14 protein-coding genes, 1 tRNA gene and 1 pseudogene are annotated in these 15,965 nt (G+C 70.2%); 4 read left to right on the forward strand and 12 right to left on the reverse strand.

The genetic code is table 11. From position 1 onward, the window contains the following. Nucleotides 1-149: 149 nt before the first annotated feature. Nucleotides 150-545 (forward strand): annotated as a pseudogene (locus O7633_RS07055) (glycoside hydrolase); the annotation flags it as partial. Nucleotides 546-720: 175 nt separating this feature from the next. Here the strand turns inward: O7633_RS07055 and O7633_RS07060 are convergent. The 9 genes from O7633_RS07060 to O7633_RS07100 form a co-directional block, all read right to left on the reverse strand. Then, nucleotides 721-867: a hypothetical protein gene (locus tag O7633_RS07060; protein ID WP_256092160.1), complete on the reverse strand. Its 147-nt coding sequence runs from the start codon at nt 865-867 to the stop codon at nt 721-723. A gap of 85 nt (nt 868-952) precedes the next feature. Then, nucleotides 953-1,105, reverse strand: coding sequence for a recombinase family protein (locus O7633_RS07065; protein WP_282326913.1), 153 nt, complete (start codon nt 1,103-1,105; stop codon nt 953-955). A gap of 108 nt (nt 1,106-1,213) precedes the next feature. Next, a complete protein-coding gene (locus O7633_RS07070) occupies nt 1,214-1,336 on the reverse strand; it encodes a hypothetical protein (protein ID WP_282326915.1) in 123 nt (40 codons plus the stop codon). Nucleotides 1,337-1,592: 256 nt separating this feature from the next. Beyond that, complete coding sequence (locus O7633_RS07075) at nt 1,593-3,500, reverse strand: tetratricopeptide repeat protein (protein ID WP_282326917.1); 1,908 nt, start codon at nt 3,498-3,500, stop codon at nt 1,593-1,595. Between the two features lie 158 nt (nt 3,501-3,658). Then, nucleotides 3,659-3,982, reverse strand: a complete 324-nt coding sequence (locus tag O7633_RS07080; protein WP_282328479.1) for a hypothetical protein — start codon at nt 3,980-3,982, stop codon at nt 3,659-3,661. Between the two features lie 291 nt (nt 3,983-4,273). Continuing rightward, nucleotides 4,274-4,447: a hypothetical protein gene (locus O7633_RS07085; protein WP_282326919.1), complete on the reverse strand. Its 174-nt coding sequence runs from the start codon at nt 4,445-4,447 to the stop codon at nt 4,274-4,276. A gap of 13 nt (nt 4,448-4,460) precedes the next feature. After that, nucleotides 4,461-5,012, reverse strand: a complete 552-nt coding sequence (locus O7633_RS07090; RefSeq protein WP_282326921.1) for a hypothetical protein — start codon at nt 5,010-5,012, stop codon at nt 4,461-4,463. A gap of 14 nt (nt 5,013-5,026) precedes the next feature. Continuing rightward, the gene (locus O7633_RS07095) at nt 5,027-5,368 is read right to left on the reverse strand and encodes a MarR family transcriptional regulator (protein WP_282326923.1); all 342 of its coding nucleotides are present in this window, start codon (nt 5,366-5,368) and stop codon (nt 5,027-5,029) included. A gap of 168 nt (nt 5,369-5,536) precedes the next feature. After that, nucleotides 5,537-8,290, reverse strand: a complete 2,754-nt coding sequence (locus O7633_RS07100; protein ID WP_282326925.1) for a LysM peptidoglycan-binding domain-containing protein — start codon at nt 8,288-8,290, stop codon at nt 5,537-5,539. A 168-nt stretch (nt 8,291-8,458) separates the two neighbouring features. Between O7633_RS07100 and O7633_RS07105 the strand changes: the two genes are divergently transcribed. The 3 genes from O7633_RS07105 (at nt 8,459) to O7633_RS07115 (ending at nt 12,900) form a co-directional block, all read left to right on the forward strand. Next, nucleotides 8,459-10,399 (forward strand): Hsp70 family protein, encoded by a 1,941-nt coding sequence (locus O7633_RS07105; protein ID WP_278127554.1) that lies wholly within the window; start codon nt 8,459-8,461, stop codon nt 10,397-10,399. A gap of 1,076 nt (nt 10,400-11,475) precedes the next feature. Then, the gene (locus O7633_RS07110; RefSeq protein WP_074479352.1) at nt 11,476-11,685 is read left to right on the forward strand and encodes a helix-turn-helix domain-containing protein; all 210 of its coding nucleotides are present in this window, start codon (nt 11,476-11,478) and stop codon (nt 11,683-11,685) included. Between the two features lie 3 nt (nt 11,686-11,688). Then, entirely contained in the window at nt 11,689-12,900 is a 1,212-nt protein-coding gene (locus O7633_RS07115; protein ID WP_278127555.1) for a site-specific integrase, read from the forward strand. A gap of 114 nt (nt 12,901-13,014) precedes the next feature. Here O7633_RS07115 and O7633_RS07120 read toward each other — a convergent pair. From O7633_RS07120 to cmk, 3 genes are all read right to left on the reverse strand, one after another. After that, nucleotides 13,015-13,088: transfer RNA gene (locus tag O7633_RS07120), tRNA-Pro, on the reverse strand. Between the two features lie 721 nt (nt 13,089-13,809). After that, nucleotides 13,810-15,213 (reverse strand): ribosome biogenesis GTPase Der, encoded by a 1,404-nt coding sequence (der, locus tag O7633_RS07125; RefSeq protein WP_282326926.1) that lies wholly within the window; start codon nt 15,211-15,213, stop codon nt 13,810-13,812. Further along, entirely contained in the window at nt 15,210-15,890 is a 681-nt protein-coding gene (gene cmk, locus O7633_RS07130; protein WP_178064804.1) for a (d)CMP kinase, read from the reverse strand. Before cmk ends, der begins: the two co-directional genes overlap by 4 nt. Nucleotides 15,891-15,965: the final 75 nt, after the last annotated feature.

Below are 15,965 nucleotides of genomic sequence, written 5' to 3' on the forward strand. Positions count from 1 at the left end.
CCGCCATGACCAGGATCATCATCGGCGTCGTCATCGTCGTCACCGTTGCCTGCCTCGGACTGCCCATGCTTCTGCTGTCGTCAGTCCTCGGCGACTCCGGCGGCTGTGGCGTAGCCACCGCACCCGCCGCACGCCCCAGCGGGCACCCAGCCGGCAGCGGCAGCTGGGACACCGAACAATTGGAGATCGCCGCGACCATCATCGATGTCGGCGTCGCCAAGGGCGTGCCACGTTGGGGTTGGATCGTCGCCGTCGCCACCGCCATACAAGAGTCCGGCCTGCGCAACCTGCCCCACCTCGGCAACCGCAACGACCACGACTCCATTGGAGTGTTCCAGCAACGCCCGAGCCAGGGCTGGGGTACCGTCACCCAACTTTCCAAGCCCAGCTACCAGGCGGGAAGGTTCTTCGACAAGCTCCTGACCGTCCCCGGCTGGGAATCGATGCCACTCACCCAGGCCGCCCAGACGGTCCAAGTCTCGGCCTACCCCGACGCGTACGCAAAGTGGACCGACGACGCGACGAACCTGGTCAACCAGTTGACCAGCGCCCTTACCGACTGCCCACCGACGCGCTCAACATCCTTCCGGATGGGTTCGCCCGTCCTGCCGACACCCCACCCGCCGTCGCCGCCGTAATTCTCCTGCCCGGCCCGGCTGGTGGTCAGTTCGCCGGGCTGGCCACCGGCCGGCGACCCCAACACCACCCACCACCGCCGCCTCAGCCGGGAGGCGAAGGCGCGGCGGTGAGCAGCTGGTCGTGCTGGCCGCCGGCGGTCGGGGACGGGAGCCGTAGGGTGAGTTCGGGAAGGGCCTTGTAGAAGAGGGTGGCGCGGGAGACGCCGAGGAGGGTGGCGATGGAAGCCATGGACCGGGTCAGGTTCGGCGAGCAACTGCAGTGCGTAGGAGACCTTCTCGGGGGTCATGACGGGTGGGCGGCCGAGGCGTTGTCCTCAGGCGCGGGCGGCGGCCAAGCCCTCGTTGGTGTTGGCGACAATGATGGTGCGGATGAACTCGGCCAGGGCGGCGAAGACGTGGAAGACGAACATGCCGCCAGCGGTGGTGGTGGTGGTGTCCAGCTTCTCGTACAGGGACAGGAACCCCACGCCGTGGCGCTTGAGTCGGCCGACGATGGCGATGAGGTCTTCAGTCCGACCGCTGGGTGTTCTTGCCGGAGGCCTTGTCGAAGAAGCACCGCGCGCAGCCGGCCGCGGTCAGCGCCGCCTGTTGGCGGGCGAGGTTCTGCTCCCGGTCGACACCCAGCCGTAGCCGATGCGCACCCCGGACAGCGGGGCCGGTGCGAGGAAGTCGCCCGGGGTGGGTGTAGGGGCGGTCATGCCATCGAGGGTGTCCGACAAACCCGTGATCGGCTTGTTGGAGACGCCGGGTTTCTGGACAGGTTTGTTAGACAGCTCTGACTGGTCGTTCTCCCGCTTTTTGATCTTGTTCGGGAAACGATCGATTCTCGGACAGCACCCCGGAGCCTGTCCGCTAGATCAACTCCTCAGCGTTGCTTTGGGCCGGGAGCTAAAGACGGGGCCTTCTCTTGGACACACGCCGCATGCCGCCGACGCCGGTTCCCAAACACGCCCCCTACTCGGAACTGGAACCCTCCATGGCAGCCCGCAAGTTGCCATAGATGACCCGAGTCTGCGGGTGGTCGTTGCCGAGTACCCGCCGGCAGTCGGCGAGGGCCTGCTTGTACAGCGGGATCGCCTGCCCCAGGTCCCCCGCCGACTGGTAGGCGCTGGCGAGGTTGTTGACCGAGGACAGCGTGTCGGGGTGGTCATTGCCGAGCACCCGCCGCCGATCGGCGAGGGCTTGCTCGAACAGCGGGATCGCCTGCCCCAGGTCCCCCGCCGACCTGTAGGCGTAGGCGAGGTTGTTGACCGAGGTTAGCGTCTGTGGGTGGTCGTTGCCGAGCACCCGCCGCCGATCGGCGAGGGCCTGCTTGTACAGCGGAATCGCCTGCCCCAGGTCCCCCGCCGACCCGTAGGCGTAGGCGAGGTTGTTGACCGAGGTCAGCGTGTCGGGGTGGTCGTTGCCGAGCACCCGCCGCCGATCGGCGAGGGCCTGCTTGTACAGCGGAATCGCCTGCCCCAGGTCCCCCGCCGACCCGTAGGCGTAGGCGAGGTTGTTGACCGAGGTCAGCGTGTCGGGGTGGTCGTTGCCGAGCACCCGCCGGGAGTCGGTGAGGGCCTGCTTGAGGTAGGCGATGGCGTGAGGGAGGTTTCCCTGGTCGAGCAGGAACAGGCTGGTCGCGTTGAGCAGGTGGGCCTGGGTGACGCGGTCGCTGTCGGTGGCGTGTGCTGTGGTCTGGGAGGCGAGCGCGTCGACGTGGGGCAGCAGGGTGCGCCACGTCGGCCAGGTGGTGGGGTCGCGCCAGTCGTCGGGTCGTGCGGTGGCCAGGGCGGTGGTGGCGGTGGTGCGGGCGGTGGTGATGTCGTCGGGTTGGCGGTGCGGGTCGTCGGGGTCGGGTGTGCGGGCGACTGCCTGGACGAGTCGGTGCACGGTGACGGCCCGGGTGGCGGGGTCGATGCTGAGCATGTTGTACGCGGCCAGCCGGCCGACCGCCCGTGTCACCGCCGGTTCCCCCGCGCCGTCGCCGAGGTGGTGCCACAGGCTGCGGGGGACGGCTTCCGGCGCGTACCAGGCCAGGGCCCGCAGTAGCCGTCCGGGCAGGGGATCGTCGGCGAGGGCGTCGAGGGTGACGTGCCAGACCCGGGCGATCGTCCGTTCGGCGGCCCGGCCTTCCTCGCCGTCGCGGTACATGGCGGCGGGATGCTCGGCGAGCAGCCGAAGATAGTCACCGACGGTGGTCCGGGTCTGGGCCAGGTAGGCGCCGGCCTGTTCCACCGCCAGCGGAAGATGGCCCAGCTCGACGCACAGGGCGGCAGCGCCTGCGGGGTCGATGACACCGCCGCCCTGGGACACGATCGCGGTGAGCAGGGCGACCGCCTGGTCGGGTTCGAGGACGTCCAGGCGCAGCGGGGTCACGATGTCGGGCCAGCCGGTGGCGCGGCGGCTGGTCACCAGGATCCGCCCGTGGGGCAGCCGGCCCACCAGATCGGCGATGTGGGCGGGATCAGTGACGTTGTCCAGGATGAGCAGCCACCCGTCGTGGCAGGCCAGCCAGCGTACGGCCCATTCCCGCAGGGACGGTGACGGCAGAGCCGCGAGGGCCGGTTGCAGCGCGACGGTCAGGGCGACCAGGCCGGCGTCGAGAGCGGCGGGACTGTCCGCGGTGATCCACCAGATCGGGCGGTGCTGGTCGCGGTGGGTTGCCGCCCACCGTGCGACCAGGGTGCTCTTACCGATACCGCCAAGCCCGTGGACCGCCTGCACGACCACCACACCCGAATCCTGAGCCGCCGAGTCCAGCCAGCCCAGCGCATCCTCACGACCCACGAACAGCCGCAGCCGCACCGGCAGGTTCACCAGCCCGGCCGGTGCAGGCACATCTTCCGGCGCGACCAACGCCTCCGCCGGCAGCACCGTCACGTGCTGAGTGTTGATCGTGTTGTCGCCTATTGTGGCGATTCCGGGAATGCTGCCCGCCGTGATCGAGCCCGACCCGCTCGGCGCAGCGGGATCACCCACCGGCGTCGGCGGCTCGGGATCAGCGGGCAAAGGGGCAACCCGGCCGCGTCGAAACCACCTCACCGGTGCTGGGTGTTCGTCGCGTTGTCGCCCGTCGAGGCGATCCCCGTGAGATCACCCCGCACGGTGATCGACCCCGGCCCCGCCGCCGGCGGTGCTACCGCAGCTGGCGGCGTCAGTGTCGCAGCGCGGCCTCCCGAAGGGGCCAGCACCAGGGCGGCCACCGCGACCACGAAGCTCGCGGCCCCGGCCAGCCAACTGGCCACCTCCACCCCCTGCAAACCGAACACCACCGCCGCCACCACCAACCCGGCAGCGACCAACCCACCCACCCCGATGACCACCCAGCGTCGCGAACCCATAACCACATCATCAGCCACCATCGCCACCCGAACCACATCGGACAGTCCAGAGTCCGAAGGCAGACGTCGCACACCAGGCGCTGTCGGTCCAGCGGACTGTGCCGCACTGCCAGGCGCACGAGTGCCACGACCCGCGCGGTGCCGTACATCGTGCCGGACACGATCCGGGTCCGACATTTCATACCTCGATAAGATCAGTTATGGAGGCATGACGGGGGTGATCTTGAGGCCGGAGCGATTCTGCGGAATCACCCACCGGATCAAGTCCGCGAGGGTGCACACCGGGCTGGCGCGCACCCTCGCGGATCGGCGCTACATACCCGTGATGGCGTAGCTGACGATCGCGTGCGCGGCCACGCTGACCGCACCCCAGGGCAGCATCACCCGCAGCACCTTGTAGGCGGCGTCGCGGCGGGGCTCGGTCTCGCTGAACACACTCGCCAAGGCCATCAGGACCACCATGCCGGCGTAAGCCAACACGAGCATGACGGGAACCCACTCAGGCACAGGACCGCTCCCCTCCCAGACGCAACGCCACCGCCAGCCGCGGCACACTACACAGAAGGATCCCGAGGACGTACCCGGCGCGCCTCCACCAGGGCGCGCCCTCGGCACGTAGGTCGTACAGCTCCCCCGTCCACTCCTCGCAGTACCGGGACACCGCCGACCCCGGCAACAACCCCGCCGCGCCGCGCAACAGCATCGCGATGCCAGCTCCTGCAATACGCCTCGGGCCGGCGACGGTGAAGCCGCCAAGAACGGCGAGAGCGGCGTTGCTGATAACGACGAAGCGGAGGTCGGTGGTGGTGGCAGAGTGGGCGGTGATGGGGGCAACGCCGGTGGTGATGGTGTCAAAGAAGCCGACGGCGCGGAGGAAGGTGATTTCATAGACGGCGGTGACGCCGCCGGCAAGAACGAAGACGACCTCGATGAGGGTGGGGCGCTTGCGGGAAGCGACGACACCGACAGCGCTGGGGCCGTCGACAACCTGCGGTAGGTCGTCGGCAAGCGCCCCGAATGAGCAGTCTTCGCGGTTGCTGCTGAATGCCATCTCGGTTTCCGTCCTCACTGGCAGCCCGGCTGCGGGCGCAGCCTGTTGAGCGCGGGGGCGCGAGCGGCGGACCGGCTGGCGTCGGCGAGCGCGAGGCGCGCCGTTACAGCTCCGTCAGGAGTGAATCGGTAGTAGCGGCGGCGGGGCCGGCCGGCATCCTCGTGCTCGACCGGGTCCTCCCAGTAGCTCTCCACCCACCCCGCCTGTTCCAGGCGGGCCAGGATCGGGTGCAGGCTGCCAGACTTCAGTCCTGTCTCGGCGGCGATGTCGCGCCCCCAGCGAGCCCTTGTCGGCTCGGTCAGCAGCGCGCGTACCACCGCCACCGTCTGCGCGGTGAGGCGTGGTCCCATAGTCATAGGCAAAGTCTACCTAGGTAGCGGGATGCTGTCTACTTAGGTAGATCCGAGGTCGGAACGACGGCGAGCGGGCTCTGGCCTGGAAACTGCGGGGGGCCTAGTGGCCGATGTCGCCCTTTCGATGTAGCGCCGCCCCTCTACCTGGGGCGGTTCCGCTCCCGGTGGTGCTCACTTGTTAGCGAGGTTGCTCCGGAGCCTGTTGGCGAGGGTGGTGGTGGCTTCCTGGGGTTCGGCGTCGAGGTCGGTTAGTGCTGTGGTCAGGGCGCGGAGGAGGATGCGGATGCCGTCGGTGTCGCTGAGGGCGTGGCGGACGTGCATGGCGCGGGTGTAGAGGGTCTCGTTGTAGCGGTCCAGTGCGATGGCCTTGTCGAGCAGGTCGGATGCGGCCTGTGGGTCTGTGTGGATGAGGTCGTCGGCGAGTAGGAGGTGGGCCTCGGTTGCCCAGCGGCGCACGGTTTCCCGGTGGGGTGGGAGCCATTCGTAGTCTTGGCTGTCCGCCAGGGGTGCGGTGTAGAGGTCGCAGGCGGCGGTGAGCAGTTCGCGGCGGCGCAGGCCGGTGGCGATGGTGGCGGTGCGCATCAGGTCGCGCAGGGTCCAGACGTCGACGTCGACGGTGGTGGGGTCGAGCCGGTAGCGTCCGGCGCTCTTGACGATGTACGCGTTCTTCGCGTTGGGGGTGGCGGCGCGGGCGAGGACGTGTCGGAGGTTGCTGACGTTGGTGTGGACGCGTTGGTCGGATTGGCTGATGCGGGCGTCGGGTTCGAGGTACTCGCCGATCTCGCGGGTGGTGACTCCGTCGGGGTGGCAGGCCAGGAACACGGCGAGTTCGAGGGCCTTGGCGCGCAGCGGTCGGCCGGGGTGGATGATGTCGTCGATCCGCGGCGGTCCGAGGACCCGCAGCCGCGCCTTGCCGATGGTGTCGGTTTCGGCGGCTGCGGCTATCGGTGCGGGACGGTCGGCAGACGCGGACTCGGTTCGGCTGGCCTGCAGCGGGACCGTCGGGACCGGCTCGGCAGATGACGGGAATGTGGTGGGCTCGCCAGTGTGGGCCTCGCGCAGCGTCGTGAGGATCCCGAGAGCGGTGTGGATGTCGAGAACGGGCAGGCGCGGTGGGATCGGCTCGGTCGCCGGTCCGGAGGCGTGTGTGGTGTGGCCTTCTGCGGTGACGTCGATGGTGGTGCCGGGTGTCCATTCGCCGAGCAGCACGGCGGACACGTTCAGGTTGCCGCCCACCGTGAGCGCGGTCGTGGCGCGGGTGGAGGTGGCGGCGGACGGGGCTGTGGTGATGAGCACGACCGGTGGCAGGGGTTCCTCGTCGGGGGTCTGTTGGCGTGGGGTGTCCAGGTCGGTCAGCGTGTGTTCGTCGAGGATGCGGCTGCGGTGCAGGAGTTGGGCCTCGACTGCGGTGAGCGCGTCGTCGAGGTTGTCGGTGGTGTGTAGCCGTGGCCATGGTGCGAGGGCGGTGGCGTCGGGGCCCAGGAGTGTGGCCAGGGTGGCGGTGTCGATGATGACTTCACCGCGGGCATGGGGGTGGTGTGGGTTGCCGGTGGCCAGGGCCGCGACGAGAGCGGCGCGGGCTACGGCGTGCGCACCGTCGCCGATGATGCCGATTCCGCCGGTCGGTAGCGATGCGAGTTCGGGTACAGGCGTCGGCCGCTCGTTGTCGTCGGTGTCCGGGTTCGGTGGTCCGGGGTGGCGGGCAGTCACGGCGCGGCGTACCTGCACCACGGGCGGCGGGAGTTCGGCGGGTGGATCGGTGTCGGGTTCTCCGGTGTAGCGGCGTCGGCGTTGGAGCCAGACCAGGGTGGCGGCGGCGCTGATCGCGACGGCGAGCGACCAGGGCAGCCAGTCGCCTCCCGGCAGCTGCACTCCGTCCTGGTCGGTTGCGACCGCCGGGTTGTGGGCGTCGGGGTTGGTCGGCGTGGCCGGCGACGAGGTGAGGTCGGCAGTCGTCGAGGATGTGGTCGGCGTTGAGGCGGACGTAATCGCGGCGGCCGATGGTGTGGCGCTGGGGACGGCTGCCGGTCCCTCGGTGGTCGGTGGTGGTGTCGTGGGATCTGGCCTGTCCGGGTCGGCACTCGGCGATGCCGACGGTGTCGTAGGCCGGGACGGCGTCGCAGGTGGCGGCTTGGGTGGTCTGGCGGGTGTGGCGGTGTGTGGTGGGCGGGCGTCGGCGGGCAGGCGCAGTTCCCAGCCGGGGTAGATGAGGTCGCAGTCGCGCAGGGCGCCGCCGACGCCGGGAAAGTGGCGGTGCTTGTTCAGGCTGCAGATCTGCGGCCACCGGTTGGCGTCGCCGAGCCAGTCTTTGGCGACCTTGGACAGGGTGTCGTGCCGCTCGACCGTGTACAGGTAGCGCTGCTCGGCGACCTGGATGACGGCGGGTCCACGGGCGGCGGCCTGCCGGGGAACATCGGCGCGCTCTGCTGCGGCAACGGGCGTGGACGGCGGGTCCGGGTTTGCCACGCGGCCGAGCGGGCCGGCGGAGGTGACGGCGAGCGCGGCGGTGCCAGCCAGGCCGAACACGAGCCGGTGCAGCGGGGCCGGCAGTCTGAGCGCGGGAACGCGCCACCGGGTCAGCCCGGCGAGGATCTCGGCGAGCAGGAGCAGCGCGAAGACGCCCCACAGCAGCCACATCACCCAGAAGGCCGCGCCGATGAGGACGTCCGGGGTGAACCGTCCGCTGGACCGTTCGAACCAGTCCGGGATCTGCGACCACGCCGGTAGCCGTCGCACCGGGTTGCCGCCGACGACCCACAACAGCGCCGGTACTCCCGCCAGGAAGCATCCGGCACCGATAACGGCGCGGGCGGCGCTGGTCAGGGAACGGGACAGCGACCTACGGCGTCGGGGCGGGTCGTGGGGAGGATGGACGGTGGCCCGCGCACCGTATTCGGCCAGTCTGTCGCCTCGATCCGGGGACATCTGCGGCACCTGCCCCTCCCTGCGGCTGATCGTCAATCTCTTCCCATACACGAGGATCAGCATTTCCGACCATCCCAGCCGGAAGGATTCTCATCATTCGCGCACCGGGGATCATGGGAGAGGATCACGGTTGACAATGCCTCGCCACCACGGGTGAGACTGCCTCTCATGGTCAACGGGGACGCCAGGTTGTCGATCGACCTCAGCTCCTCGGCCATCGCCGCCACGGTCAGCCGGCAGGGCACCCGGGTTCCCATCCTCATCGACGGTCGGCTCGTCATGCCGCCGGGCGTCGCCGTGGGCCCCGCCGGTGACCTCTACGTCGGTGTCGACGCCGCCGCCGCGCGGTCGCTGCCCGCAGACCATCGGTTCGTCAACCACCCGGCCGACCACCTCGCCAGCCCTGCCCAGGCTCCCGATCCGGCACAGCCCAATCCCGTGGATGTCCTCGCTGCGGTCCTGCGGCACGTCGGCAACCACGCCACCCACCAGGTCGGCCAGCCGATCACCGACCTCACCGTGACCGTCCCACCGGCCTGGGGACCACGCCGCCGCACACACCTCAGCGATGCAGCGGCCCGAGCGGGACTACCACCGCCGGCCCTGGTCACCGCACCCGCTGCCCTGGCCACCTACACCACGACACTCGGCCTCACCACACCCGAGAACTCCTGCGTACTCGTCTGCCAGGCCGACCACCATCCACCCACCCTCACCGTCCTGCAGACGGTCAGCGACGGCTACCGCGAGCTGGCGACACAGCAACTCCACGGCCCGCACGACCTCGACGATCTCATCGCACGACACGTCGTCGCCACCGCGACCACCGGCCACGACCCGCTCCGATCAGTCGTCGACCACACCGACACGATCACAGCGCAGGACCACGGCGCTCTCCGGGAGTCCATCCGCACCGCCCGGCACCAACTCGTCCAGCAGGAGCGGGCGCCGGTCATGCTCCCCACACCCCACCAGCCGGTGGTCATCACCCGCGACGACATCACCACCGCCACCCAGCCCTTCCTCGACCAGGTGCCCGACGCAGTCGCCCACCTCCTCGACGCGGCCGACGTCGACACCGAACACCTCACCGCTGTCATCGTGAGGCCGGCGCCCGGCGTGCCCGCACTGACCGACCGCCTCGCCGCAGCGACCCGCGTCACCCCCACCATCGTCGACCACTCCCACGCCCTCGCCGACGGAGCCCTGACCCTCACCACCACCCACCAACCCGGACCCCGGGCCGCTGCCGCCCAACTCCCCCGCGTCCGGCTGCGTATCAGCGACCTCACCGGCGCCCTCCTCATCGGCGCATGCTCCCTGGCCCTGCTGCTGCAAGCCGTCCTCACCGCCGACATCACCACCCTCTTCACCAGGGTGGTCGAAGCCCGCATCTCACTACCGCAACTCGGCACCGCCGGCGCGCTCGCCATGCTCACCGCGTTCGCCGTGGCACACCTGGCACCCACCACCTGGCTCGCCGGAACACCCACCACACCCACGCCCGAACCCACCACAGGCAGCCTCATCCGACGCGGATACCTCACCGCCGCCGTCGGCGGCACCATCACCGCTGCCCTCTACGGCCTCGCCACCGGCACCGCCGTCGGACTCGACTACACCCCCTACCTGAAATGGGCTCTCGGCACCGCCCTCCCCCTCGCGCTCTGCGCCACCCTCATCGCCGCCACCTCACCCCGCATCCCCGCCGACGCACTACCCACATGGCTCGCCATGACCCGCCCCGCCATCACCCACACCGTCACCGCAACCGCCGGCATCTTCCTCATGCGCGCCGCGCTCACCATCACCGCCCCCGTCGACCTCACCGGCATGCCCGGCCTCGTGGGCAGCCTCGGAGCAGCCCTCCTCGGCACCGCCACCGCCCTCACCGCCACCCGCACCCGACTGGCCCGCACCATCACCGCACCCGGCCTGGCCATCGGCTACGCCCTCGTCTTCACCTACAACACCAACAGCGCCCTCATCGCCGGCTACCTCATCGCCCTCACCTGGTGGGGCATCCGCCTCACCAGCAACACCCTGCAACTGGCCTTCCCCAACGTCCGGTCAGCGCTACACCGCCTCACCGGTCACTCTGACGGCTGAACAACCGCCGGAAGCAGCCGAAAACCACAGCTCAGTTCCATGGTGGGCGCGGGATTTCCGCTCGTTCGAGGCGATTCGTCCGGCCGCTGATCAGAAGGCGGTAGCTGAGAAGGGACGCGCCCCGCCGCCCCGGACGCATCTCCAGGCACGAAGCCGCACGTACAGGCTCATCGTCGAGCCGGTCACCATATCGCCAAGCCCGTCGAGCAGTCGGCGGGCTTTCTGCATTTCTCAGCTCGCCAACCGAGCCAGTCCTCATGGCGAGGACGTCGGGCTATCTCCGCCTGCCCGAAGGAGAATCCAATGGCCAAAAGCTGATCGGCCAGCACTCAGCACAGGGCCATTGAGGCCCGCACCACGTCGGCCGTCCTGTCCACACTCAAACGTTCCCGCAGCGAGGGGAACCACCAGTAGTCCACTCCTCCAATTCAGCAGTCACCGAGCCGACCCAGGTTTTGGCCTACGCGGCAAGGACAAGAGCCACGGCACGCGGCAGCTCACCGCTCCGACCCGAGGGCTGCCAGCAACGCACGGCGCTCCATCCCGTACCGCATCGCTGTCTCGGCAGCTTCTCACGGCGCACTGGCCGACACCGCGTCGCTCGAAGAGCTACGCATCGAGACCGGCACCAACCCGAACCTCTACTTTGCCAATCTTCCGAAAGGCCACCCCACTATGGGAACGCATCAGAACCACCGAACCCCCAATCTCCACCTGAAGAGTCGACTGAGGCCAACCTTCCCAGCACGCTCACTCACGCCTGATGCGACTCCGCTCGATATTCCACAGCTGGCGGAGCGGACCTCCACGGACATCAGCGGCAGGCTTGACACCTCAGGACCGCAACGAATGGATAGACACCCACAGCCGACACATGCCGCGACCATGCACATCAGTGTCAGCGGCACCGGCCCCCTTTCCCAGTCAGGCTGCAATGAAAGGAAGTCCGATCGATGTCCGCCCCACCCCCAACCCCGCCCCGGCACCGGGCCGTCAGGCACCACCGGCCGCCGGCATCTGGCCGGCCACGCCACGCCGGGCCAGCAGCCTGGTTCCGCCTATCCGCCGGGCCAGCGATGAACGGCCCGAACGCCCCCGAGTGGCGGCCCGACCCTCTGCTGACCATCGATGACCTCGCCGCCTGGCTGGGCAAGCCCAAGAACACCCTCTACGCCTGGCACAGCCGAGGTAAGGGCCCCCGCGCGATCCGCGTCGGCAACACGCTGCGTTACCGGCGCAGCGAGGTCGAGCGCTGGCTCGATGAGCACACCGACGCGGAGCGGTAGGCCATGTCCCGACCTGAACTGCCCATCGGAACCTGGGGCAAGATCCGCACCGAGAAACTCGGACCCCGCCGGTTCCGCGCACGAGCCCGGTTCCGCGACTACGACGGCAAGACCCGCGACATCGAGGCCACCGACACCACCGGCCCAGCCGCCGAACGGGCGCTGAAAGTCAAGCTACGTGACCGCACCACCCCCAACGACGACGAGATCACCCGCGAGACCCACGTCAGCAGACTCGCCGAACTATGGATCGAAGAGATCATCACCGAGGAACGGATCGCACCACAGACCATCCACCGATACGCGACCAGCGTGCGCGCGGCGATCCTGCCCGCCCTCGGCAACCTGCGGATCCGCGAGGCCAGCGTCGGGCGACTGGATCGGTTCCTGCGCGACATCGCCAAGGACCGCCCCTCGGCCGCCAGAGGCGCAAAGGTCGTCCTGAGCCAGATGTTCGCCCTCGCCGTGCGCCACGGCGCACTCCCCACCAACCCCGTACGCGACACGGGCCGACTGCGCAAACCCCGCCGCGCAGTCGTCATCCTCTCCGACGAACACCTCCAGGCCGTCCGCACCGCCATCCGCGACTGGCAGCGACCGGTCCCCGGCAAGCCCGGACCCCGGCACACCGGCGACCTGGCCGACATCGTCGACCTCATGCTCGCCACCGGAGCCCGCATCGGTGAGATCCTCGCACTGCGCTGGGCGGACCTGGACCTCGCCACCGAACGCCCCACCCTGACGATCTGCGGCACCCTGGTCTTCGTCACAGGCCAGGGCTTCTTCCGACAGCCCTGGACCAAGAGCGACGCCGGCTACCGCATGGTCGTCCTGCCCCGCTTCGCCGTCGGCATGCTCCTGGCCCGCAAGCTCGACGCCGCCGACAACCCCCACGACGCGATCTTCGCGTCCCGACGCGGCACCTGGCTGTCACCCAACAACGTCCGCCGCCAGTGGCGCCAGGCCCGCGCCGACACCGACCTCGCCTGGGTCACCCCGCACACCTTCCGCAAGACCGTGGCCACCCTCATCAAGGAAGAAACCAACACCAAGAACGCCGCAGCCCAGCTCGGGCACTCCAGCGAGGAAATCACCGCCACCTACTACATCGCCAAGCCCGTCCAAGCACCGGACGTCTCCGACGTCCTCGAACGCCTCGGCGCCGACCGGAACGGACACCCCACGCCCAGGGGGCACGACGATGACCATGGATGACAAACCTGGTTGCCGCCCCGGGTAATCGGGGGGTTTTCGGGGGGCGGTTCAAAACTCCATAGACGAAAGCAAAAGCCCTGACCAGGGTTTCCGCTGGTCAGGGCTTTTCGTGTGTCGGGACGGCCGGATTCGAACCGACGACCCCTTGACCCCCAGTCAAGTGCGCTACCAAGCTGCGCCACGTCCCGATGCCACCGTCAGGCACTTGCTCCCTGCGACAGCCGGTACAGCTTAACGCACGATCTTCCCGGTGCACGCATTGGCCCCGCCCCGATTGCCAGCCCCACACCCCCGAGGGCGTCCTAGGAGGATAGGGGGCAGCTTGCCGGACAGTGGCGTGGTGGGCGGCCGGGTCTGCGAGAGCCCCGGGCCCGCTCCGCCAGAGTGGCTCAGCCCCACGGGCAACACGCCTCGTCAGGAGTCTGTCACCACCCGATGCGCCTGCCGCCAGGCTCCGTCACCACCACCGCCCGTTGGTCCGTCGCGCCTGCCGCGTCGCCGGGCCTGCGGAACCTGGACAGTTGCTGTTCGCCAGCGACGACAACCGTCCAGGATCAGGGCGGCGGGGGCCCGGGTGGGGGCCGCCGGCCGGCGCGATCGGCCGGCGGGCCAGGTCCAAGGGCTGCCGGGCTCACGCCACAACCCGGACGAAGGCGTGAAGACGGCACACAGCCGGAGGGACGCGGAACGACACACCCGGCCGGCTGGAGACTGGGCAGACAGCGCGCGCCCGGCCCCGCTGGGCGGGGCCGGGCGGCGAGCGGATCAAGAAGCAGGGGCAGGGGCAACGGTGGCCGGGGCCAGCCGGCGGGCCACCGCAGCGCCCAGGGACCGAGGAGACGCACGGCCCGAGGAGGCAGGAGGCGACGGAGCCCCGCCGCCCCTGCCAGGGTGGGCGGGGCGACGACGTCAGCCGTGCGCCTTGCCCCGGCCGCCGGGGCCGAGCTTCTTGCGCGGGCGTACCGAAATCTCCACCGGGCTGCCCTCGAAGCCGAACTCCTCGCGGAGCTTGCGCTCGACGAACCGCTGGTAGCCGGCGTCCAGCGGCGCGGTGGTGAAGAGCACGAACCGCGGCGGGGCGACCCCGGCCTGGGTGGCGAAGAGGATCTTCGGCGCCCGGCCGCCGCGCACCGGGTGCGGGGTGGCCTGCACCAGGGCGGTCAGCCAGGAGTTGAGCTGCGCCGTGGGCACCCGGGTCTCCCAGCTCGCCAGGGCCTTGCGCAGCGACGGGGCGAGCTTGTCGACCGCCCGGCCGGTCTTCGCCGACAGGTTGAGCCGCAGCGCCCAGGGGATGCGGCGCAGCTCGCGCTCGATCTCCTTGTCCAGGTAGTACCGGCGGTCGCCGTCGACCAGGTCCCACTTGTTGAAGGCGATGACCAGGGCCCGGCCCGCCTCGGTGACCATGGTGAGGATCCGCTGGTCCTGCTCGCTGATCGGCTCGCTGGAGTCGAGCAGCACCACGGCCACCTCGGCGGCCTCGATCGCCGAGGCGGTGCGCAGGCTGGCGTAGTATTCGGTGCCGCTGGCCTTGCCGACCCGCTTGCGCAGCCCGGCGGTGTCCACCAACTGCCAGGTCTCCCCGCCGATCTCCACGAGGCTGTCCACCGGGTCGACGGTGGTGCCGGCGACCGAGTCGACGACCGCCCGTTCCTCGCCGGAGAACCGGTTGAGCAGGCTGGACTTGCCGACGTTGGGCCGGCCGACGAGCGCGACCCGGCGCGGGCCGCGCGGGCGGTTCTCCACGATCGCCGGGGCCTCGGGCAGCGCCTGGAGGATCTTGTCGAGCAGGTCGCCGGAGCCCCGGCCGTGCAACGCCGAGATCGGGAACGGCTCGCCGAGGCCGAGCGACCACAGCGACGTCGACTCCATCTCGATGGTGGCGTTGTCGGCCTTGTTGGCCACCAGGATGACCGGCTTGGCGCTGCGCCGCAGCATCTTGACGGCGGCCTCGTCCACGTCGGTGGAGCCGACCATGGCGTCGACCACGAACAGCACCACGTCGGCGGTGGCGACGGCGATCTCGGCCTGCGCGGCGATCGCGGCCGCCCGGTCCTTCGCGTCCGGCTCCCAGCCGCCCGTGTCGACGACCGTGAAGGCCCGGCCGGACCACTGCGCGTCGTAGGGGACCCGGTCCCGGGTCACCCCGGGGATGTCCTCGACGACGGCCTGCCGCCGGCCGATGATGCGGTTGACCAGGGTGGACTTGCCGACGTTGGGGCGGCCGACGACGGCCACCACCGGCACCGGGCCGGTCGGCTCCTCGACGTCGGCGTCCGGCTCGCGCAGCTCCACCCAGCCCTCGTCCGTGGTCACGCCACGCCCCGCTCGGTCAGCAGCGCGCGCAGCCGGTCCACGACCTCGTCGATGCCCAGCTCGGTGGTGTCCAGCACCACCGCGTCGGCGGCCTGCTGCAACGGGTCGGCCTTGCGGGTCGAGTCGAGCCGGTCGCGGCGGGCCAGGTCGGCGGCGGTGGCGGCCACGTCGGTGGCGTCCTCGGCGCTGCGCCGCTGGGCGCGCGCGGCCTCGGAGGCGGTCAGGTAGACCTTCAGGTCGGCGTCGGGGGCGACGACCGAGCCGATGTCACGGCCCTCGACGACGATCCGGCCGGCCTTCGCGATCATCTCCCGCTGCCGGGCCACCAGCAGGGCCCGCACCGACGGTACGGCGGCCACGGCGGAGACCGCGCCGGTGACCTCGGTGCCCCGGATCTCGGCGTCGACGCCCACGCCGTCGGCGGTCACGCCGTACCCCTCGGGGTCGGTGCCGATGCGCAGGTCGACCTCGGCGGCGACCTTGCCCACCGACTCGGCGTCGGTCAGGTCGACCCCCGAGCGCAGCACGGCCCAGGTGATCGCCCGGTACATCGCCCCGGTGTCCAGGTAGCGGGCGCCGAGGCCCACGGCGAGCCGCCGGGAGACGGTGGACTTACCCGAACCGGACGGCCCGTCCACAGCGACCACGCAGCGCCCGGCCCGTACGTTTTCCTCCACCGTGATCCTCCTCAGCCCGTGCCTCGCGGGGCCCGGCGGCCCGTCGCGAGCGGTTTGTCGTCGTCGTCCATCATG

The sequence above is a fragment of the Micromonospora sp. WMMD712 genome (genome assembly GCF_029581295.1).
Taxonomy (GTDB): Bacteria; Actinomycetota; Actinomycetes; order Mycobacteriales; family Micromonosporaceae; genus Micromonospora; species Micromonospora carbonacea.

Coding starts and splice junctions, on each gene's coding strand:
- O7633_RS07095 (WP_282326923.1), bottom strand. CDS start 5,368: ATGACTATGGGACCACGCCTCACCGCGCAGACGGTGGCGGTGGTACGC.
- O7633_RS07105 (WP_278127554.1), top strand. CDS start 8,459: ATGGTCAACGGGGACGCCAGGTTGTCGATCGACCTCAGCTCCTCGGCC.
- O7633_RS07115 (WP_278127555.1), top strand. CDS start 11,689: ATGTCCCGACCTGAACTGCCCATCGGAACCTGGGGCAAGATCCGCACC.
- O7633_RS07110 (WP_074479352.1), top strand. CDS start 11,476: ATGAACGGCCCGAACGCCCCCGAGTGGCGGCCCGACCCTCTGCTGACC.
- O7633_RS07090 (WP_282326921.1), bottom strand. CDS start 5,012: ATGGCATTCAGCAGCAACCGCGAAGACTGCTCATTCGGGGCGCTTGCC.
- O7633_RS07060 (WP_256092160.1), bottom strand. CDS start 867: ATGGCTTCCATCGCCACCCTCCTCGGCGTCTCCCGCGCCACCCTCTTC.
- O7633_RS07100 (WP_282326925.1), bottom strand. CDS start 8,290: ATGTCCCCGGATCGAGGCGACAGACTGGCCGAATACGGTGCGCGGGCC.
- O7633_RS07080 (WP_282328479.1), bottom strand. CDS start 3,982: ATGGTGGCTGATGATGTGGTTATGGGTTCGCGACGCTGGGTGGTCATC.
- O7633_RS07085 (WP_282326919.1), bottom strand. CDS start 4,447: ATGCTCGTGTTGGCTTACGCCGGCATGGTGGTCCTGATGGCCTTGGCG.
- O7633_RS07070 (WP_282326915.1), bottom strand. CDS start 1,336: ATGACCGCCCCTACACCCACCCCGGGCGACTTCCTCGCACCGGCCCCG.